Raw genomic sequence first — 18,503 nt, 5'->3', positions numbered from 1 at the left:
GAAACGTCAGGCTCCCTTCACGGCTGCAACGATCTTCTGGGCGGCATCGTCCAGATCATCGGCGGAGATGACGTTGAGGCCCGATTCATTGATGATCTTCTTGCCGAGTTCGACATTGGTGCCTTCGAGGCGCACGACGAGCGGCACCTTGAGGCCGACTTCCTTGACCGCGGCAAGCACGCCCTCGGCGATGACATCGCACTTCATGATGCCGCCGAAGATGTTGACGAGGATGCCCTTCACCGCCGGATCGGCCGTGATGATCTTGAAGGCGTGGGTGACCTTCTCCTTCGAGGCGCCGCCGCCGACATCGAGGAAGTTCGCCGGCTCGGCACCGTAGAGCTTGATGATGTCCATGGTCGCCATGGCAAGGCCGGCGCCGTTGACCATGCAGCCGATGTTGCCGTCGAGGGCGACATAGGCGAGGTCGTACTTGGAGGCTTCGATTTCCTTCTCGTCCTCTTCCGTCTTGTCGCGCAGCGCGACGACGTCCTCGTGGCGGAAGAGCGCATTACCGTCGAACGAGACCTTGGCGTCGAGGACGCGCATGCGGCCGTTCTTCATGACGATCAGCGGGTTGACCTCGAGCAGGCTCATGTCCTTCTCGACGAAGGCCTTGTAGAGGATCGGGAAGAGCTTCTCGGCGTCGGCGCGCGCCTCGCCTTCGAGCTTCAGCGCGTCGGCGAGCGTCTTCAGGTCTTGCGCCGTGACGCCCTTGTCCGGGTCGATGGCGACCGTGACGATCTTCTCCGGCGTATGCTCGGCAACCGCCTCGATGTCCATGCCGCCCTCGGTCGAGACGACGAAGGCGACGCGGCCGACGGAACGGTCGACGAGGATCGAGAGGTAGAGCTCACGGTCGATGTCGGCGCCGTCCTCGATATAGAGGCGGTTGACCTGCTTGCCGGCCGGACCGGTCTGCTTGGTCACCAGCGTGTTGCCGAGCATTTCCCTGGCGTTGGAGACGACCTCTTCCACCGACTTCGCCAGGCGCACGCCGCCCTTGGCGTCGGGGCCGAGTTCCTTGAACTTGCCCTTGCCGCGGCCGCCGGCATGGATCTGGCTCTTCACCACGTAAAGCGGTCCCGGCAGCTTTTTCGCGGCCGCCTCGGCCTCGTCGGCGGAGAAGATCGCGACGCCTTCGGCGACCGGCGCGCCGTAGCTCTTCAGGAGAGCCTTGGCCTGGTATTCATGAATGTTCATGGTTCTTTCCTGTCTGATAGGCCGGTTCGGCGATTACTTCAGGCTGGGTGCGATGTTGATGCAGGCCTCGCAGAGACCGGCGACGGCCGCGACCGACTTGTCGAAGGCTTCCTTCTCGCCCTTGTTGAGGTCGATCTCGATGATGCGCTCGACGCCGCCGGCACCGATGACGGTCGGCACGCCGACATACATGTCCTTGACGCCGTACTGGCCGGAGAGGTGCGCCGCGCAGGGCAGCACGCGCTTCTTGTCCTTGAGGTAGGCTTCGGCCATCTCGATCGCGGAGGCGGCCGGCGCGTAGTAGGCCGAGCCGGACTTCAGGAGGCCGACGATCTCGGCGCCGCCGTCACGGGTGCGCTGGATGATCTGGTCGAGCTTCTCCCGGGTGGTCCAGCCCATCTGGACGAGGTCGGGCAGCGGAATGCCGGCGACCGTCGAGTAGCGGGCGAGCGGCACCATCGTGTCGCCATGGCCGCCGAGCACGAAGGCGGTGATGTCCTTGACGGAAACGTTGAATTCCTGGGCGAGGAACAGGCGGAAGCGCGACGAGTCGAGGACGCCGGCCATGCCGACGACCTTGTTCTTCGGCAGGCCGGAGAACTTCTGCAGCGCCCAGACCATGGCGTCGAGCGGGTTGGTGATGCAGATGACGAAGGCGTTCGGCGCGTATTTCTTGATGCCGGCGCCGACCTGTTCCATGACCTTCAGGTTGATGCCGAGCAGGTCGTCGCGGCTCATGCCGGGCTTGCGCGGCACGCCGGCGGTGACGATGCAGACGTCGGCGCCTTCGATCGCCACATAGTCGCTGGCGCCCGTAAGCGATGCATCGAAGCCTTCGACCGGGGACGACTGGGCGATGTCGAGGCCCTTACCCTGCGGGATGCCGTCGGCAATGTCGAACAGGACGATATCGCCCAGTTCCTTGAGGCCGGCGAGATGGGCCAGCGTGCCACCAATCATCCCTGAACCAATAAGTGCGATCTTGTTGCGGGCCATGAAAGTGCTTCCTTTGTGATCCATGATCGAGGCCTGGAACGCGGCAAACGCCAAACCTTCGCGGACAGCCACTTAAACGCCAAATGGTAAAATATCAATCGATACTTTTCGGCGAAGCAAATTCAATCGGTTAGATCATAAAGTTCTTACGTAAACGTAAGAACTGCTGCCGTCATTGTGTCATTCGGCTGGCGATTCCGCCGGATGCGCGGCGGCATATTCCTCGCTCTGCATCTCGATCAGGCGCGAAACGGTGCGGTCGAACTCGAAGCCTTCGGTGCCTTTCCTGGCGGTCAGGAGGTCCTGCGGCTCGGCGGCCGCCGAGGCGAAGAGCCGGGCGCCGCGATCGTAAAGGGCGTCGACGAGAATGATGAACCGCTTCGTCTCGTTGCGCATGTGCGGGCCGAGATGCGGCACGTGGTCGAGGAAAATCGTGCTGTAATGCGCGAGGATGGCGAGGTAGTCGGCAGCGCCGAGCGGCTGGGCGCAAAGATCGGCAAAGGTGAAACGCGCGCTGCGGCCGGCGGCGGCCGGCACGCGGATCATGCGCCCCTTGCGGCCGATCTCGGCCGCCGACACCGGCGCCCCGCCCGTCTCGCGATACCAGGCCCGGTCCATCGCCGCCTCCGCCTCGGGCCCGAGCGGCGACAGCCAGACGGGCGTGCCATCCGTCTTCTGCAGGCGATAGTCCGTCTCCGTGTCGAGCGAGACCACTTCCGCATTCACCTTCAGGAGATCGATGAAGGGCAGGAAGAGGCCGCGGTTGAGACCGTCGCGGTAGAGATTGTCCGGCTCGACATTGGAGGTCGCGACGAGCACGCAGCCCTTGGCGAAGAGTTCGCCGAAGAGTCGCGCCAGGATCATCGCATCGGCGATGTCGGTGACGGTGAACTCGTCGAAGCACAGGAGCCGCGCCTCGCCGAAAAGCTCGGCGGCGACCGGCGGGATCGGGTCGGCCTGCTTCGTCTCGCCGTTCTTGAGCTTCTGCCGATGCTTGTAGATGCGCTCGTGCACATCGGCCATGAACGCATGGAAATGCGCGCGGCGCTTGCGCTGGATCGGCACCGCGTCGAAGAACATGTCCATCAGCATGGTCTTGCCGCGGCCGACGCCGCCATGGATGTAAAGCCCCTTGACCGGCGCGTGATCCCTCTTGCGGGCGGCGAACAGCCAGCCGAGCGCATTGGCCTTGCGCGAGGGGCGGCTGGCGAGCAGCTCCGCCGTCAGATGGTCGAGCCGTCTGGCGATCGCAGATTGGGCGGGGTCACGCTGCCGCTCGCCGGCCGTGACGAGGGCTTCGAGCTTGTGGTGGATGCTGTCGTCGGGATTGAGCACGATAGGTCCGGGGTGCGCTGCTGCAGGTTCCTCAAATCGACGCCGATCCAAGGATGTGGGGCCGCTTGCACGAAGCCGGATCAGCGGCGGGCCGGGGAAACCACCCTGCCGCAGGCCGCTTCGTCTCCCGGCCATGAAGCCGGCGTGAAGTGATCCTTAGCGGCTGAGGCTGACCGGCTGTCCGCTGTTGGTCGAGCCGTCGAAGCGCGAATCGGCCGTCTTGTAGAGCCGGGCGATCGGATTGCCGCCGCGGTCCTTGAGCACGACCTGCTTGCCCGCCACTTCCCAGGATCCCATCGTCGTCAGCTCGCCGGCGCAGCCGCGGGTGCCGCCGCGCGAGCCGCTGCCGAGATTGGTGAGCGTCAGGAACATGTCGCAGGAGCTGCCGGCGCTCGAAACGCGCCAGTTGCCGACCATCGATTCCTTGGTGACGTCGAGCGCATTGGTCGCCGCCGCCACCTCGGTGCCGGCAGCAGCGCCGGGCGCTGCGGTGCCGGCCGCCGGTGCGGCCGGGAACTGCGATGCGCCGGCCGGCGGCGGCAGCTGGCCCGCCGAAACCGACGGCACGGGCTGGGCCTGCAAGGGCGCGGGAGCGGGAGAAACATCCTGAGAACCGAAACCGCCGAAGGACGTCCGCTGGCACCCGGTCAGCGCAAGTACAACCGCCAGCCCGGCCGCCGCATGAGAAACCCGCATATCTTCACCCCCAAATATTGTCCGCGAACCATGATGCAACGCGATAATAAAGGCCGAATTACAGCAAAACCACCTTTCAAATCAAGGCGAGCCTCTTCACTCTTGTTGGTTGCACGGCACAAACGCCGACGAAGTTGATCATCATCGGAAGTTCCGTGGCGAGCCGGATGGTCGCCATAGACGACGGCAATTATCTTCGCCGGCTGGCGCCGGGAGGGCGTCTCAGCCGCACGCCGCCGTCGCCGACGAATGCGCCTGGCTGAGCACGGCGCGGGGCTGGAATCGATTGGGATCGAGGAGGAGTCGGCATGCGCAAGGTATGGGCCGAATTCCGTCCTCTGGCGAGAACGGCGCGAGGTGCTTGCGAGCGGAAGAACAGGACCGGCCGATCAGTGATTGACGCCGGCATAGGCGCGGTCGCCCCAGAGCGTCTCGACAGCCCGGTTCCGGCCGCAGCCGTTGCGATAGTACCAGTAGCGGATCGGATTTCGCGCCCCGAAATCCTGGTGGTAGTCTTCCGCCGGCCAGAATTTGACCGGCCCTTCGACCGGCGTGACGATCGGCCTGCCGAGTTCCGCCTCGGCCTTGATCTTCTCCGCCTTGGCGTCCATCGCCTGGCGGTCGTTCAGGGCATAAATCGCCGTGCTATAGGCAAAGCCGCGGTCGCAGAACTGGCCGCCGGCATCGGTCGGGTCGGTCGTGCGGAAGAGAACGCCGACGAGCTCCGCATAGGAGACCCGGTCGGGATCGAACTTGATCCGCACCACTTCGCGGTGGCCGGCCTTCGCATAGTCTTCATAGGTGGGCTTCTCCCTCTTGCCGCCCGCATAGCCGGAGATGGTCTCGAGAACGCCCGGAACATTGTCGAAATCGCTCTCGACGCACCAGAAGCAGCCGCCTGCAAAGATCGCATATTGCGGCTCGGCCGCCCGCGCAGGCAACAGCAGGCAAGTCGCGGCAAGTCCAATGAGCAGGCGACGCATCGGCAATCTCCATCCCCCGGATTATTACCTATGCGTCTCGCTGCGGCTTTCAAATCACTTACCGACACGTCGGTGTGAGCGTCGTGAAAACTGAAAACGGCGGGCTGGAGGCCCGCCGCCGAATTCGCCATGTCGAACTGGAGAGGCGCCGGTCAGAGCCTCCGTTCGACCAGCATCTTCTTGATCTCGCCGATCGCCCTCGCCGGGTTCAGCCCCTTCGGACAGGCCTGGGCGCAGTTCATGATCGTGTGGCAGCGATAGAGCCGGAACGGATCCTCGAGATTGTCGAGCCGCTCGCCGGTCGCCTCGTCGCGGCTATCGATCAGCCAGCGATAGGCCTGCAGCAGCACGGCCGGCCCGAGATAGCGGTCGCCGTTCCACCAGTAGCTCGGACAGGATGTCGAGCAGCAGGCGCAGAGGATGCATTCATAGAGGCCGTCGAGCTTCTGGCGGTCCTCATGGCTCTGCCGCCATTCCTTGGCCGGCGTCGGCGACACCGTCTTGAGCCAGGGCTCGATCGACCGGTGCTGGGCGTAGAAATTGGTGAGATCCGGCACCAGGTCCTTCACCACCGGCATGTGCGGCAGCGGATAGATCTTCACCGCACCGTTGATCTCGTCCATGCCCTTGGTGCAGGCGAGCGTGTTGGTGCCGTCGATGTTCATCGCGCAGGAGCCGCAGATGCCTTCGCGGCAGGAGCGGCGGAGCGTCAGCGTCGGGTCGATCTTGTTCTTGATGTAGAGCAGGCCGTCGAGCACCATCGGCCCGCAATCATCGATGTCGATGTAATAGGTGTCGATGCGCGGGTTGCGGCCGTCGTCCGGGTTCCAGCGGTAGACGCGGTATTCGCGGAGATTGGTCGCGCCTGCCGGCTTCGGCCAGACCTTGCCTTCGGTGATCTGCGAGTTCTTGGGAAGAGCGAGTTCAACCATGTGCCTTAATCCTCGAGATCAGTAGACGCGCGCCTTCGGCTCGATCTTCTTGGGATCGATGCCGTCGGCGATGAGCTCGGTGTGGACCGGGCGATAGTCGAGCCGGACGTCGCCCGCCTCGTTGACCCAGGCGAGCGTGTGCTTGCGCCAGTTCACGTCGTCGCGGCCGCCGAGCGGGCCTTGTGAATAGTCCTCGCGTGCATGCGAGCCGCGGCTCTCCTTGCGGGCCTCGGCGCCGTAGATCGTCGTGATGGCATTGGCCATCAGGTTTTCGAGTTCCAGCGTCTCGACGAGGTCGGAATTCCAGATCATCGAACGGTCGGTGACCTTGACGTCCGGCAGCTCCTTCCAGATCGCCGACAGGCGGCGGCAGCCGGATTCGAGCGATTCCTGCGTGCGGAACACCGCCGCGTCCTCCTGCATGGCGCGCTGCATCTTGTCGCGCAGCACCGCCGTCGGCGTGCCGCCATTGGCGTTCCGCAGCCGGTCGAAGCGGTCCATGATCCGGTCGCAGGCGGCCGTGTCGACCGCCGGCACCGACTCGTTGCGGTCGATGATCTGGCCGGCGCGGATCGCCGCGGCGCGGCCGAAGACGACGAGGTCGATCAGCGAGTTCGAACCGAGCCGGTTGGCGCCGTGCACCGAGGCGCAGCCCGCCTCGCCGACGGCCATGAGGCCGGGCGCGATGCGCTCCGGGTTCTGGGCGTCGGCATTCAGCACCTCGCCCCAATAGTTGGTCGGCACGCCGCCCATGTTGTAGTGCACCGTCGGCAGCACCGGGATCGGTTCGCGGGTGACGTCGACGCCGGCGAAGATCTTCGCCGATTCCGAGATGCCCGGCAGGCGCTCGGCGAGCACCGCCGGATCGAGGTGGTCGAGATGCAGGAAGATGTGGTCCTTGTTCTTGCCGACGCCGCGGCCCTCGCGGATTTCCATCGTCATGCAGCGCGAGACGACGTCACGCGAGGCAAGGTCCTTGGCCGACGGGGCGTAGCGCTCCATGAAGCGCTCGCCTTCCGAGTTGACGAGATACCCGCCCTCGCCGCGGGCGCCTTCGGTGATCAGGCAGCCGGCGCCGTAGATGCCGGTCGGATGGAACTGCACGAACTCCATGTCCTGCAGCGGCAGGCCGGCACGCGCGATCATGCCGCCGCCGTCGCCGGTGCAGGTATGCGCCGAGGTCGCCGAGAAATAGGCGCGGCCGTAGCCGCCGGTCGCCAGCACCACCATCTTGGCGGCGAAGCGGTGGATCGTGCCGTCATCGAGGTTCCAGGCGACGACGCCGGTGCAGCGGCCGTCGTCCGACATGATCAGGTCGATGGCGAAATATTCGATGAAGAACTCGGCGTTGTTCCTGAGCGACTGGCCGTAGAGCGTGTGCAGGATCGCGTGGCCGGTGCGGTCGGCGGCCGCGCAGGTGCGCTGCACCGGCGGGCCTTCGCCGTAGTTCTGCATGTGGCCGCCGAAGGGGCGCTGGTAGATCTTGCCTTCCTCGTTGCGCGAGAAGGGCACGCCGTAATGCTCGAGCTCATAGACCGCCTTCGGCGCCTCCATGGCGAGATATTGCATGGCATCGACGTCGCCGAGCCAGTCCGAGCCCTTCACCGTGTCGTAGAGGTGCCACTGCCAGCAGTCCGGCGTCATGTTCCTGAGCGAAGCTGCGATGCCTCCTTGCGCCGCGACCGTGTGCGAGCGGGTCGGGAAGACCTTGGTGACGCAGGCGGTCTTGAGCCCCTGCTCGGCCATGCCGAGCGTCGCGCGAAGCCCCGCGCCGCCGGCGCCGACGACGACGACGTCGAAGGAATGATCGACATACTGGTAGGCCTTGCCGTTTGCAGCGGGTGAACTGATCGAAGCCATGACGAAATTACCCTGCAAAAGCGATCTTCAGGATGGCGAAAAGACAGAGCCCGCCGACCAGGATCGCGAAGAATGTGTTGAGCATGAGAAGCGCGATCTTGGCGCCCTCCGCATGAACGTAGTCCTCGATGATGACCTGCATGCCGATCCGCATGTGGACGAGCGCGGACGTGACGACCAGGCCCATGATCACGGCGACGAACGGGTTCGAGAGCGCGGCGACGAGATCGGCATGCGGCGCGCCGGCATAGCGGGCGACGAAGAAGACGAAGAAGATCAAGAGCGGAACATTGGCGACGGCCGTCAGCCGCTGCCGCCAGAAGTGCTCCGTGCCCTCCTTGGCGGAGCCGAGACCGCGGACCTTGCCGAGGGGTGTGCGCATATCCATGATTTGTCCCCCTCAGCGAACCAGGTAGCCGACGATCCAGATGATGAGCGTCAGCGTCGCCGATCCGATGATCGTCGCCTTCGCCATCTTGGTCGCGAAATGCTTTTCGTAGCCGTAGCCGAGGTCCCAGATGAAGTGGCGGATGCCGCCGAGCATGTGATGCACCAGCACCCAGGTATAGCCGAAGAGCACGATCTTGCCGATCAGCGTGCCGAACAGCCAGCTCACCCAGTCGTAATGGGCCGCGCCCGAGGCGGCGGCGATCAACCACCAGGCGACCAGGATCGTGCCGAAGTAGAGCGCGCCGCCGGTGATGCGGTGCATGATCGACATGACCATGGTGGGAATCGGCTTGTAGATTTGAAGATGCGGCGAGAGCGGCCGGCTTCTTGTGACATTCGTCATCGGAACCTCACGGAATGACCGGATAGATCCCCTCAAAACTAGAGATTTACCATCCGGTTTCGCACCCGATTGTGCGCAATTCAGTCCTTCGGACCTTTAATCACCATAATGCTTAACGACAAGTGTGTTTGCAGTGCAAAATAAATAAAATCGATTAGACGAAAAACGCCATTTTCCGGCCTCGCAGAGACATGCGCCGGCGTTAACGATCAGCGCGAAAAACCCAAGCAATTCCGTGACATTCGCCCGCTTTTGCCGCAGGATGCGGTCTTAATGATTTGTTAACCCGATCGGAGGCGAGGGCAGAATGAGTCTGTTGCGAGCGGCCCGTGCGACCAAAGTTCTACTTCTGGCGTTCGCGCTTGCGATGCCGGTTGGCCTGCCGGCGGAAACCGTTGCCGCTGAGGGCTTCTCCGAGGCGCAGACGCGTGTCCGCCATGTCCGGCTCAAGCATCGGCTCCCCCATCACGCCTTTCGCAAGCGCCATCACGGCGCCCGCTTCTTTGCCGCTCACAGGCGGCACCGCTCGGTCATGCGCGGCATCGATGATTTCCCGTCCTTCGTGTCGGGCGGTCTCCCGGATGTCAGCACCCGCACACGGCATGTCCGGCTGAAACACCGCTCGAGGCACTTCGCGCGGCGCGGGTGGAATGGTGGTTCCCTGATCGTCATCGACGCCGGCGGTCATGGCTTTGACGGCGATAGCGGTTACCTGGGCTACGGCCTTCCCTCCCCGGTCTCGGGAATCGGCACCTATGCCGGCAGCCTCTCGGCCTTCCGCGAGGACGGTAACGGCATCTTTTTCAGCCGCGAAGACGGCTACGGCTATTTTCCGGGGGAGTCGTCCGGGGCCGCACCGTCGAAACGCGCCAAGATCATCATCGTCTCGCCGCAAACGAACGCCAGCGCCTGCGCATGGGAGCACGGCGTCTGCATCGTCCGGCCGTAGGTGTTCGCGGCTTTACCCCTCCCCAACTTTTCCACACAAGGGGTCCACAAGGGGGAGGGCTTGAGGAGGGGGTCTTCGAAGGGGTCTTCCTGGCGAATCGAGAGGCACCTCAACCGGCCGCCGGCCCGAACCGCCAGACCGTCGTGCGTTTCACCTCGCTGTCCTCGAGCGCTCGCGTCACCGGCACCTCGTAGGTCGCAAGCGCCGTCATCCGCTCGCGCGGGCAGTAGGCGCGCCCCGGATCGCCGACGAGAACGGCGGCGCCGGCGCCTTCGAGCGCGTCGAACCAGGGGATCAGCAGGTCAGCGAAGCCCTTGTCGTAGAACACGTCGCCGGCCAGGTAGACGTCGGCCGCCCTTTCTTCGCCGACGATGTCCGCGCCCGTGAAGGCAATCTCGACCCCATTCAGCTCGGCATTGAGCCGTACCGCCGTTTCGGCCCAGGGGTCGATGTCGGCGGCGACCACCTGCGCGGCGCCGGCGAGCCTGGCCGCGATGGCGACGAGGCCGGAGCCGGAGGCGAAGTCGATGACGCGCCGGCCGCGCACCGTTTCCGGATGATCGAGGACATAGCGGGCAAGCCCCTGCCCGCCGGCCCAGGCGAAGGCCCAGAAGGGCGGCGGCAGGCCGATCGCCTCGAGTTCCTCCTCGGTCTTCAGCCAGAGGTCATGCGCCTCGCTGGCGAGGTGCAACCGGACTTCCGGCACATGCGGCGGCGCGAGGATGGCGGTATTGGCGCGGATGAAGCTTTCGGGGTCGGTTTTCAAACGGGGACTCTCGAGCGCGAACCGACAACCGGGAGCCGGTTCTCGGACAAATCATGCGGCAAACAAAGCTACTTCGGCGGGTTGTCGAGCCCGCCCATGCGGCAGACCTCGATCCACTCGTCCTCCGTCACCGGCTGCACCGAAAGACGCATCGAGGTGACGAGCGACATCTTGGCGAGCTTGGGGTTCTCCTTGATCGCCTTCAGCGAGACCGGACGCGGCATGTCGGTGACGGCGCGGATGTCGACGCAGTCCCAGCGGGCGTCACCCTCGGCCGTCGAATCCGGATGCGAGAGGGCGCAGACCTCGGTGATGCCGACGATCTCCAGCCCCTCGTTGGAGTGATAGAAGAAGCCCTTGTCGCCGATCTTCATGGCCCGCATGTTGTTGCGCGCCAGGTAGTTGCGCACGCCGGTCCATTCGGTGCCCTTCTCGCCGGCGTCCTTCTGCATCTGCCAGGACCATTTGTTGGGTTCGGATTTATAGAGCCAGTACGCCATCGCCGCCTCAAGCCTCGGGATTGTTGAAGACCCAGTTGTAGGCCTTGATCTCGACATTCGAGAAGAGCCCTGCCTTCGCGTAGGGATCGGCCGCGGCGAGCGCCTGCGCCTCCTCGATCGTTTCGGCCCTGACGATCACCAGGCTTCCCGTCGGCTTGCCGTCTTCACCGAGAAAGGGCCCGGCGATCTTCAGGATACCCCGGGCGTTGAGCTCGTTGAGATAGGCGAGGTGGTCGGGGCGCGTGTCGAGCCTGAGCTGCAGCGCGCCGGGCTTGTCCGTGCAGATGAGTGCGAAGAGCATGGTTCCTCCTGATTTTGATGACTGGTGCGGGATACGGGGAACGAAAACCCGCTTCACTCGTCCCCATCCCGCTGCCGGATTATTCCTGAGTGATCGGCCGCGACATCAATTGTTCGAGCGCCGTGCGGACGTCGAGTTTTCCCTCGATGATGGCGGCGACGGCCTCGGTGATCGGCATGTCGACGCCGAGGTCCTTCGCGACGCGAGCGGCGACGGACGCGGCAAAGGCGCCCTCGACGAGTTCCCCGCCCTGCCCGTCGGAACGCCCGTTCCGCCCGAGCGCAATGCCGAAGCGCAGGTTGCGCGACTGGTGGCTCGTCGCCGTCAGCACGAGGTCGCCGAGGCCGGAAAGGCCGCGCACCGTATCCCCCTCGCCGCCCTTCGCAGCGATGAAGCGCGACATTTCCGCAAGCCCGCGGGAGATCAGCGCCGCGCGGGCCGAATCGCCGAGTCCCGCCCCTTCGACGATGCCGCAGGCGATCGCCAGCACGTTCTTGAGGGCGCCGCCGAGCTGCACGCCGATGCGGTCGGCCGATGGATAAAGCCTGAACGTCGGCCCCGACAGGATGCCGGCAAGCTCCGCGGCGACATCGCCGTCCGCTGCCGCGACCACCATCGCCGTCGGCAGCCCCTTGGCGATATCGGCGGCAAATCCGGGACCCGAGAGCACGCCGATGGTGTGGCCCGGGAGCTCCTCGTCGAGCACGTCGGTCAGGAGCCGGCCGGTCGATTGCTCCATGCCCTTGGCGCAGGTGACGATCGTCGCGTCGGTACGGATGGAGGCGCCATAGCTCTGGGCCGCCGCCCGCTGCTCCTGCGACGGCATGGCGAAGAGGACGATATCGGCATCCATGAGAACTGCGGTATCGGCGGAGAAGGCAAGGCCGGCCGGCAGCTCGATGCCGGGCAGGACAGCCTCGTTGCGCCCGGTCCGGCGGCATTCGGCAGCCACCTCCTCCCGCCGTGAAAGCAGGGTGACGTCCGCCTTCTCCTTTGCCGCCGCGACGGCCGCGAGCGCCGTTCCGAAAGCGCCCGCACCAACGACCACGATCTTCGGATTACCGTCCATCTTCCATCCATCACGCCTTGGCGCCGCGTTTGCCGGAGCCGATCAATGCCTGAGCCTCGCTGTCGAGCGGCCAGCGCGAGCGCGGTGCCGCATCGAGACCGTCCGCCGGCAGCCCCGCCGCCAGCCGCTCGGCCCCGGCCCAGGCGATCATCGCCGCATTGTCGGTGCAGAGCGCGAGCGGCGGCGCAACGAAGCGGAAGCCGAGCGCGTCGCAGAGCGACTGCAGCGTCGTCCTCAGCATCTCGTTGGCGGCGACGCCGCCGGCGACGACCAGAGCGGGATGAGCCGCCTCGCCGGCCGCGGCAAACTCGGCCTTGAACCGCTTCAGCCCCCGACCGACGCGGTCCTTCAGCGTGCGCGAGATGGCGCGCTGGAACGAGGCGCAGATATCGGCGATATCCTTGTCCGTCACCGGCTCCAGCGCCTGCGCCGCCTGGCGCACCGCCGTCTTCAGGCCGGAAAAGGAGAAGTCGAGCCGGGCGTCGCCGACGAGCGGCCGCGGGAAATCGAAGCGCTCCGGATCGCCGGCCCGCGCCGCCCGCTCCACGGCCGGCCCGCCAGGATAGGGAAGGCCGAGCAGCTTGGCGGTCTTGTCGAAGGCCTCGCCGAGCGCGTCGTCGATCGTCGTGCCCCAGCGCTCGTAGCGGCCGACGCCCTTGACGAGGATGAGCTGCGTGTGGCCGCCGGAGACGAGCAGCATCAGATAGGGAAAGGAAAGCCCGTCCGTCAGCCGTGCCGTCAGGGCGTGCCCTTCGAGGTGGTTGACGGCATAGAGCGGCTTGCCGGTCGCCCGGGCGATCGCCTTGCCGGTCATCAGCCCGACGATCAGGCCGCCGATCAGGCCGGGACCACTTGTCGCAGCGATCGCGTCGATCTCCCGGAGCGTCACGCCGGCGCGCAGGAGCGCCTCCGCGATCAGCGCGTCCAAGGCCTCCACATGGGCGCGCGCCGCGATCTCGGGAACGACGCCGCCATAGGCGCTGTGCTCCTCCAGCTGGCTCAGCACCACATCGCCGAGAATCCGGCCGCCGCCCTCGTCATCGCGCAGCACGACCGAAGCCGCGGTTTCGTCGCAGCTTGTCTCTATGCCGAGAATGCGCAAGGGCGGGGACATCGCGTGATATACTCAAAGATTGCGGTCGCCGTGAAAGGTGGCTACACGAAACTCTCCGGCGCCGTGCGTCTTTCAGGCGCACAAAGGACGCTGTAACGCATTGAAGTGCTGCATGGTTTAGTCCTTAAATCGATTCCGATTTAAGGAACCATGCAGTAACAACGGATGGCCACGGATGCAAACAAAACCTTTCCGCATCGGCACGCGCGGCAGCCCGCTGGCGCTCGCCCAGACGCATGAAGTGCGCGACCGGCTCGCCGCCGCGCACGGTCTGCCGCCGGAAATGTTCGAGGTCGTCGTTCTTTCGACGAAGGGCGACCGGATCACCGACCGGGCGCTCTCGGAAATCGGCGGCAAGGGCCTGTTCACCGAGGAACTCGAGCAGCAGCTGTCGTCGGGCGATCTGGATTTCGCCGTGCATTCGTCGAAGGACATGCCGACGCGGCTGCCGGACGGCCTCATCCTCTCCGCCTTCCTGCCGCGCGAGGATGTCCGCGACGCCTTCGTCGGCCGCACCGCGAAGCGGCTCGTGGAACTTCCGCAGGGCGCCACCGTCGGCTCCTCGTCGCTGCGCCGCCAGGCCCTGATCCGGCGGCTCAGGCCCGACATCAACGTCATCACCTATCGCGGCCTGGTCGAAACGCGGCTGCGCAAGCTCGCGGAAGGCCAGGTCGACGGCACGCTGCTGGCTTACGCCGGCCTCAAAAGGCTCGGCCTCGCCGACGTACCGACCGAGCTCCTCGACCCGGAAGAGTTCCTGCCGGCACCGGCCCAGGGGGCGATCTGCATCGAGAGCCGCATCGGCGACGAGCGCGTCAACGCTCTTCTCGCCGCGGTCGACGACGCCAGGACGCATCAGGCCGTTTCCTGCGAGCGCGGCTTCCTCGCAACGCTCGACGGCTCCTGCCGCACGCCGATCGCCGGCTACGCCCGGTCGGACGGAACGCATGTCCGCTTTTCCGGGATGATCCTGACGCCGGACGGCACCACCTGCCATCGGATCGCGATCGAGGGCAAGGCGGCGGACGCGGCGGAGCTCGGCCGCAAGGCCGGCGAACGGATCCGGGCGAAGGCCGGACCGGGATTCTTCTCGAGCTGGACTTGATTCAATGCGCGTGCTGGTGACCCGGCCCCACCCGGCGGCCGAAAGGACGGCGGCCAGGCTCGAAGCAAGAGGACACCAAGCGGTCATCCTGCCGATGATGCAGGCCGAGCATTCTGTGGCAGTGGTGCGGGCGGCGCTCGACAGGCGTCACGACGCGATCGCCGTCACCAGCGCCGAGGCAATCCGCGTGCTCGCGGCACTCGGACCCGCGCTCCACCCGCATCTCGCGACACCGCTCTTTTCGGTCGGCGACGCGACCGCGCGCGCTGCCGCCGATCTCGGCTTTGCCGATATCCACGCCGGACCGGGAACCGGCGAAGGCCTCGCCGGGACGATTGCCGCCCGCATGCGCCCGGGCGGGACGCTGCTCTACCTCGCCGGGTCGCCGCGCGCCGACGGCCTCGAGCGCCGCCTGCGCCAAGGCCGGATCGACCACGTCACCGTCGAATGCTACCGGATGGCGCCGGTCGCCCATCAGCCGGATACGCTTGCCGAGCTCATCCGCAACGGAGCTTTCGACGCGGTGCTCCTCTATTCGCGCGAGACCGCGCGGCGCTTCGCCGCCCTCCTTGACGAGAACGGCGTCGACGCCGCCGCCTTCGCCGCCCGCTATCTCTGCCTGAGCGCGTCAGCCGCGAAGGTTCTGCCGGGCGGCATCGCCGCCGAGGTCGCCGCAGCGCCCGACGAGGACAGTCTTTTCCGGTTGATTTGACGCGCGATGCGGATCGAGGACGGGATCAGCACAGTCGGCAGCGGATTCCCGCCCGCATCGGGTCCGCGACTGAGGTCATCTGATGCGATTCTTCTAAAAAGGGGGGTGCAGGGACTTTCCCCGCCGGATTTCCCTGACTAGGTTTGGCGTCAGAGGAAGAGGAGAATGCGGTTTGACCCGCATCCTGCTTCGACTGGATCTGCCGCCCGAAGGCAACGAGAAGCAAGAGGTCACCATGGTATCGGAAAAGCCGCCGCGCCGCTCGAAACCCGAGAAGGAACCGCTGACGATCGACCTCGAGGCGGAGAGAACCGCGGCCGAGGAGACCGAGTCCCTCGCCGACCGGGAGGCAGTGACCGACGAGCCGGCGGAGATTTCCGCGAGCCAGGCGTCCGAGGCAGGCAAGGCGGCGGAAGCGGAGCCCGTGCAAACCGAGGCGGCGGCCGAAGCGACGGAAGAAACGGAGGAGGCGCGCGCCGACGCCGCCGCGGCGGCCTTCGACGAAGAGCCGCCGCACCTGAGCGAGAGCGCCGCCCCCGAGCCGCAGCGGAAACAGGCGACGAGTGCCGGCGCGCTCGCCGCCGGCATCCTCGGCGGTCTGGTGGCGCTCGCCGGCGCCGGCGTCCTTCAATATGCCGGCTATGTGCCGGCGCCCGGTCCGCAGCGGCCCGGCGTAGAGCAGGACCTCGCGAGCGAGATCGAGGCGATCAAGGCCGAGCTGCAATCGCGGCCGGCGCCGGCGGCGGTGGATGTCGCCCCGCTGGAAAGCCGCCTCGCCGCGCTGGAGGCCCGCGAGCCGGGCGCGGCCGGAGCGCCTGACGTGAAGGCCCTCGAAGCCGAGGTCACCAATCTCACCAGTGAAATCGCTGCCCTGAAGACCGCCCTTGCCGAGGCGCGGCAGGCGGCGGATGCCGCCAGAGCCGAGCTCGCCGGCCGCATCGACCAGGCGGAACAGAAGCTGAATGCACCACTGAACGACATCGAGATGGCGAAGGCCGTGGCCGTGACCGCGCTGAAGACGGCGATCGACCGCGGCGGACCTTTCCTCGCCGAGCTCGATGCCCTGCGCAGCGTTGCGCCGGAGGACGCGGCGGTGAAGGAGCTGACGGAGGTCGCCGCAACCGGCGTCGCGACGCGGACGGAGCTCCGGGAGAGCTTCCCGGCAGCGGCGGACGCGATGCTCGACGCCCTCCAGCAGCCAGATCCGAATGAGGGCATCTTCTCCAGGCTCTATTCCAGCGCCCTTTCGGGCATCCGCATACGCCCCGTCGGCAGCGTCGAGGGCGACACGCCGGAGGCGGTGATCGCCCGCATCGAGGACAAGCTCGACAACGGCGACCTCAAGGGGGCATCGCTGGAATGGGCGAGCCTCCCCGAGCCGGCAAAATCCGCCGGCGAGGCGTTCAAGGCCAAGCTCGACCGCCGGCTCAAGGTCGAGTCCGTCATCGATGCGGCCGTCGCCGCGACGATGACGCGAACCGGGACGCAGGGCTAAGGGGCAAGGAAAGAAGACCACATGATCCGAATTCTGTTCTTCATCCTCCTCGTCCTCGCGCTTGCCCTCGGCTTTGCATGGCTTGCGGATCGTCCGGGAGAGTTGTCGCTGATCTGGCAGGGGCAGCTCATCGAAATGAGCCTGATGCGCGCCGCGTCGATCCTGATCTCGCTCTTTGCCGCGGTTCTGATCGTCATCTGGCTGGTCCGCGCGGTCTGGCAGTCGCCGCACACCGTCACCCGCTATTTTCGCGCCCGCAAGCGCGATCGCGGCTACCAGGCGCTGTCGACCGGACTGATCGCGGCCGGCGCCGGCGATGCCAGCCTCGCCCGCAAGATGGCGCTTCGCACGCGCAGCCTCATCAGTGCCGACCAGGAGCCGCTCATTCATCTGCTCGAGGCACAGACGGCGCTGATAGAAGGCAAATACGACGACGCGCGCAAGAAATTCGAGCTGATGGCGGACGATCCCGAGACGCGCGAACTCGGGCTGCGCGGGCTCTTTCTCGAGGCCAGGCGGCTCGGCGCCCATGAGGCCGCCCGCCAATATGCCGAGCGCGCCGCCGAAAAGGCGCCGCACCTCCCGTGGGCGACGCTCGCCACCCTCGATCATCGCGGCCAGGCCGGCGAGTGGGACGAGGCGATCCGGCTCCTCGACCAGAGCCGCGCCGCCCGTGTTCTCGAAAAGAAGGAGGCGGACCGCAAGAAGGCGGTTCTCCTCACCGCGCGGGCGATGGAGAAGTTTGACCGGGATGCCAGGGGCGCGCGCGACGATGCGTTGGCGGCGCTGAAGCTCGACGACAGCCTGGTGCCCGCCGCCCTCATTGCCGCCAAGGCGCTGTTTCGCGAGGACAATCTCCGCAAGGGCGCCTCGATCCTCGAAAAGATCTGGAAGCTGGGGCCGCATCCGGAAGTGGCGCGCCTCTATGTCAGGGCGCGCGGCGGCGATTCCGCCGTCGACCGGCTGAAGCGCGCCAAAAGGCTCGAATCCATCCGCAGCAACAACGCCGTCGCGCTCGCCACGGTCGCCGAGGCGGCGCTCGAGGCGCGCGAGCTTGCGCTCGCCCGGGAGAAGGCCGAGGCCGCCGCCCGGCTCGAGCCGACCGAGAGCATCTTCCTCCTGCTCGCCGATATCGAGGAGGCGGATACCGGCGACGAAGGGCGCATCCGCCACTGGATGGCGCAGGCGCTGCGCAGCCCGCGGGACCCGGCCTGGACCGCCGACGGCGTGACCTCGCCGACATGGCTGCCGGTCTCGCCGGTCAGCGGCCGGCTCGACGCCTTCGAATGGAAGGCGCCGCCATTGCAGCTTTCGGGCGCGACCGAAGACGGTCATCCGAACGCCGACGAGGCGATCCGCAGCCTGCCGCCGGTATCGGCGACGCCCCCGGCACCGGAGCCGGAGCCCGCCAAGCCCCCGGCCACCATCGAAGCCGAGCCGGCGATCCGGGTTCCGGAACAGAGCGAGCCGAGCGAGGCAGCCGGCAAGGCAAAAGAGCCCGAAGAGGCCCCGGATCCCTTCTTCGGCCGCCCGCCGGACGATCCGGGCGTCCGCGACCCGGCCGCGGGGAACAAGGACAAGGCCGGCTTGCGGCTTTTCTGAACTTCGATAGCGCGCGATCACGGAAAGTCGCCTCGGCTTTCCGCCGGCCATCGCGCGTCTCAACTCTTGGACTTGATCGGGCTTGCGGGCAG

The 18,503-nt window shown here is 66.4% G+C and carries 19 protein-coding genes; 5 read left to right on the top strand and 14 right to left on the bottom strand.

Annotation, left to right across the window (positions count from 1 at the left end; all coding sequences use genetic code 11):
- Positions 1–6: 6 nt before the first annotated feature.
- The 9 genes from sucC to sdhC form a co-directional block, all read right to left on the bottom strand.
- Positions 7–1,203, bottom strand: coding sequence for an ADP-forming succinate--CoA ligase subunit beta (gene sucC, locus ATB98_RS11885; protein WP_066873809.1), 1,197 nt, complete (start codon positions 1,201–1,203; stop codon positions 7–9).
- Positions 1,204–1,236: 33 nt separating this feature from the next.
- Positions 1,237–2,199 carry a malate dehydrogenase gene (gene mdh, locus ATB98_RS11880; protein WP_066873807.1) on the bottom strand — a complete coding sequence of 321 codons (963 nt, stop codon included), beginning with the start codon at positions 2,197–2,199 and terminating at the stop codon, positions 1,237–1,239.
- A 180-nt stretch (positions 2,200–2,379) separates the two neighbouring features.
- Entirely contained in the window at positions 2,380–3,534 is a 1,155-nt protein-coding gene (gene zapE, locus ATB98_RS11875) for a cell division protein ZapE (RefSeq protein ID WP_066873805.1), read from the bottom strand.
- Between the two features lie 156 nt (positions 3,535–3,690).
- Complete coding sequence (locus ATB98_RS11870; protein WP_066873803.1) at positions 3,691–4,230, bottom strand: protease inhibitor Inh/omp19 family protein; 540 nt, start codon at positions 4,228–4,230, stop codon at positions 3,691–3,693.
- Between the two features lie 389 nt (positions 4,231–4,619).
- The gene (gene msrA, locus ATB98_RS11865; protein ID WP_066873800.1) at positions 4,620–5,213 is read right to left on the bottom strand and encodes a peptide-methionine (S)-S-oxide reductase MsrA; all 594 of its coding nucleotides are present in this window, start codon (positions 5,211–5,213) and stop codon (positions 4,620–4,622) included.
- A 152-nt stretch (positions 5,214–5,365) separates the two neighbouring features.
- Positions 5,366–6,145 carry a succinate dehydrogenase iron-sulfur subunit gene (locus tag ATB98_RS11860; protein ID WP_066873798.1) on the bottom strand — a complete coding sequence of 260 codons (780 nt, stop codon included), beginning with the start codon at positions 6,143–6,145 and terminating at the stop codon, positions 5,366–5,368.
- Between the two features lie 18 nt (positions 6,146–6,163).
- Complete coding sequence (sdhA, locus tag ATB98_RS11855) at positions 6,164–8,005, bottom strand: succinate dehydrogenase flavoprotein subunit (RefSeq protein ID WP_066873796.1); 1,842 nt, start codon at positions 8,003–8,005, stop codon at positions 6,164–6,166.
- A 7-nt stretch (positions 8,006–8,012) separates the two neighbouring features.
- The gene (gene sdhD / locus ATB98_RS11850) at positions 8,013–8,393 is read right to left on the bottom strand and encodes a succinate dehydrogenase, hydrophobic membrane anchor protein (RefSeq protein WP_066873795.1); all 381 of its coding nucleotides are present in this window, start codon (positions 8,391–8,393) and stop codon (positions 8,013–8,015) included.
- 12 nt (positions 8,394–8,405) lie between these two features.
- Complete coding sequence (gene sdhC / locus ATB98_RS11845) at positions 8,406–8,798, bottom strand: succinate dehydrogenase, cytochrome b556 subunit (RefSeq protein ID WP_066873793.1); 393 nt, start codon at positions 8,796–8,798, stop codon at positions 8,406–8,408.
- Between the two features lie 307 nt (positions 8,799–9,105).
- Here sdhC and ATB98_RS11840 point away from each other — a divergent pair, with 307 nt between their 5' ends.
- A complete protein-coding gene (locus tag ATB98_RS11840) occupies positions 9,106–9,747 on the top strand; it encodes a hypothetical protein (protein WP_066873791.1) in 642 nt (213 codons plus the stop codon).
- Between the two features lie 109 nt (positions 9,748–9,856).
- On the opposite strand, the gene ATB98_RS11835 is transcribed toward ATB98_RS11840, so the two are convergent.
- The 5 genes from ATB98_RS11835 to tsaD form a co-directional block, all read right to left on the bottom strand.
- Positions 9,857–10,513, bottom strand: coding sequence for a class I SAM-dependent methyltransferase (locus tag ATB98_RS11835; protein WP_066873789.1), 657 nt, complete (start codon positions 10,511–10,513; stop codon positions 9,857–9,859).
- Positions 10,514–10,581: 68 nt separating this feature from the next.
- Positions 10,582–11,013: an EVE domain-containing protein gene (locus ATB98_RS11830; RefSeq protein ID WP_066873788.1), complete on the bottom strand. Its 432-nt coding sequence runs from the start codon at positions 11,011–11,013 to the stop codon at positions 10,582–10,584.
- A gap of 7 nt (positions 11,014–11,020) precedes the next feature.
- A complete protein-coding gene (locus tag ATB98_RS11825) occupies positions 11,021–11,314 on the bottom strand; it encodes a YciI-like protein (protein ID WP_066873786.1) in 294 nt (97 codons plus the stop codon).
- A gap of 79 nt (positions 11,315–11,393) precedes the next feature.
- Positions 11,394–12,383 carry an NAD(P)H-dependent glycerol-3-phosphate dehydrogenase gene (locus ATB98_RS11820; RefSeq protein WP_066873784.1) on the bottom strand — a complete coding sequence of 330 codons (990 nt, stop codon included), beginning with the start codon at positions 12,381–12,383 and terminating at the stop codon, positions 11,394–11,396.
- A 10-nt stretch (positions 12,384–12,393) separates the two neighbouring features.
- A complete protein-coding gene (gene tsaD, locus ATB98_RS11815) occupies positions 12,394–13,497 on the bottom strand; it encodes a tRNA (adenosine(37)-N6)-threonylcarbamoyltransferase complex transferase subunit TsaD (RefSeq protein WP_066873782.1) in 1,104 nt (367 codons plus the stop codon).
- 175 nt (positions 13,498–13,672) lie between these two features.
- On the opposite strand from tsaD, the gene hemC reads away from it, so the two are divergent.
- The 4 genes from hemC to ATB98_RS11795 all read left to right on the top strand — a co-directional run bounded on the left by hemC (position 13,673) and on the right by ATB98_RS11795 (position 18,411).
- Complete coding sequence (gene hemC, locus ATB98_RS11810; protein ID WP_066873781.1) at positions 13,673–14,602, top strand: hydroxymethylbilane synthase; 930 nt, start codon at positions 13,673–13,675, stop codon at positions 14,600–14,602.
- A gap of 4 nt (positions 14,603–14,606) precedes the next feature.
- A complete protein-coding gene (locus ATB98_RS11805) occupies positions 14,607–15,314 on the top strand; it encodes a uroporphyrinogen-III synthase (protein WP_066873779.1) in 708 nt (235 codons plus the stop codon).
- 235 nt (positions 15,315–15,549) lie between these two features.
- Positions 15,550–16,809, top strand: a complete 1,260-nt coding sequence (locus ATB98_RS11800; protein ID WP_066873928.1) for a COG4223 family protein — start codon at positions 15,550–15,552, stop codon at positions 16,807–16,809.
- 21 nt (positions 16,810–16,830) lie between these two features.
- Positions 16,831–18,411: a heme biosynthesis protein HemY gene (locus ATB98_RS11795; protein ID WP_066873777.1), complete on the top strand. Its 1,581-nt coding sequence runs from the start codon at positions 16,831–16,833 to the stop codon at positions 18,409–18,411.
- Positions 18,412–18,503: the final 92 nt, after the last annotated feature.

The sequence above is a fragment of the Sinorhizobium saheli genome, assembly GCF_001651875.1.
In the GTDB taxonomy this organism is placed as follows: Bacteria; Pseudomonadota; Alphaproteobacteria; order Rhizobiales; family Rhizobiaceae; genus Sinorhizobium; species Sinorhizobium saheli.
The sequence above is the reverse complement of the archived record's forward strand: the minus strand, read 5'-3'. Positions and strand labels throughout refer to the sequence as shown.

Excerpts from the sequence above, each read along its gene's own strand:
- sucC (WP_066873809.1), bottom strand. The coding sequence starts at position 1,203 with ATGAACATTCATGAATACCAGGCCAAGGCTCTCCTGAAGAGCTACGGC.
- mdh (WP_066873807.1), bottom strand. The coding sequence starts at position 2,199 with ATGGCCCGCAACAAGATCGCACTTATTGGTTCAGGGATGATTGGTGGC.
- ATB98_RS11870 (WP_066873803.1), bottom strand. The coding sequence starts at position 4,230 with ATGCGGGTTTCTCATGCGGCGGCCGGGCTGGCGGTTGTACTTGCGCTG.
- msrA (WP_066873800.1), bottom strand. The coding sequence starts at position 5,213 with ATGCGTCGCCTGCTCATTGGACTTGCCGCGACTTGCCTGCTGTTGCCT.
- ATB98_RS11860 (WP_066873798.1), bottom strand. The coding sequence starts at position 6,145 with ATGGTTGAACTCGCTCTTCCCAAGAACTCGCAGATCACCGAAGGCAAG.
- sdhA (WP_066873796.1), bottom strand. The coding sequence starts at position 8,005 with ATGGCTTCGATCAGTTCACCCGCTGCAAACGGCAAGGCCTACCAGTAT.
- sdhD (WP_066873795.1), bottom strand. The coding sequence starts at position 8,393 with ATGGATATGCGCACACCCCTCGGCAAGGTCCGCGGTCTCGGCTCCGCC.
- sdhC (WP_066873793.1), bottom strand. The coding sequence starts at position 8,798 with ATGACGAATGTCACAAGAAGCCGGCCGCTCTCGCCGCATCTTCAAATC.
- ATB98_RS11840 (WP_066873791.1), top strand. The coding sequence starts at position 9,106 with ATGAGTCTGTTGCGAGCGGCCCGTGCGACCAAAGTTCTACTTCTGGCG.
- ATB98_RS11830 (WP_066873788.1), bottom strand. The coding sequence starts at position 11,013 with ATGGCGTACTGGCTCTATAAATCCGAACCCAACAAATGGTCCTGGCAG.
- ATB98_RS11825 (WP_066873786.1), bottom strand. The coding sequence starts at position 11,314 with ATGCTCTTCGCACTCATCTGCACGGACAAGCCCGGCGCGCTGCAGCTC.
- ATB98_RS11820 (WP_066873784.1), bottom strand. The coding sequence starts at position 12,383 with ATGGACGGTAATCCGAAGATCGTGGTCGTTGGTGCGGGCGCTTTCGGA.
- tsaD (WP_066873782.1), bottom strand. The coding sequence starts at position 13,497 with ATGTCCCCGCCCTTGCGCATTCTCGGCATAGAGACAAGCTGCGACGAA.
- hemC (WP_066873781.1), top strand. The coding sequence starts at position 13,673 with ATGCAAACAAAACCTTTCCGCATCGGCACGCGCGGCAGCCCGCTGGCG.
- ATB98_RS11805 (WP_066873779.1), top strand. The coding sequence starts at position 14,607 with ATGCGCGTGCTGGTGACCCGGCCCCACCCGGCGGCCGAAAGGACGGCG.
- ATB98_RS11800 (WP_066873928.1), top strand. The coding sequence starts at position 15,550 with ATGGTATCGGAAAAGCCGCCGCGCCGCTCGAAACCCGAGAAGGAACCG.
- ATB98_RS11795 (WP_066873777.1), top strand. The coding sequence starts at position 16,831 with ATGATCCGAATTCTGTTCTTCATCCTCCTCGTCCTCGCGCTTGCCCTC.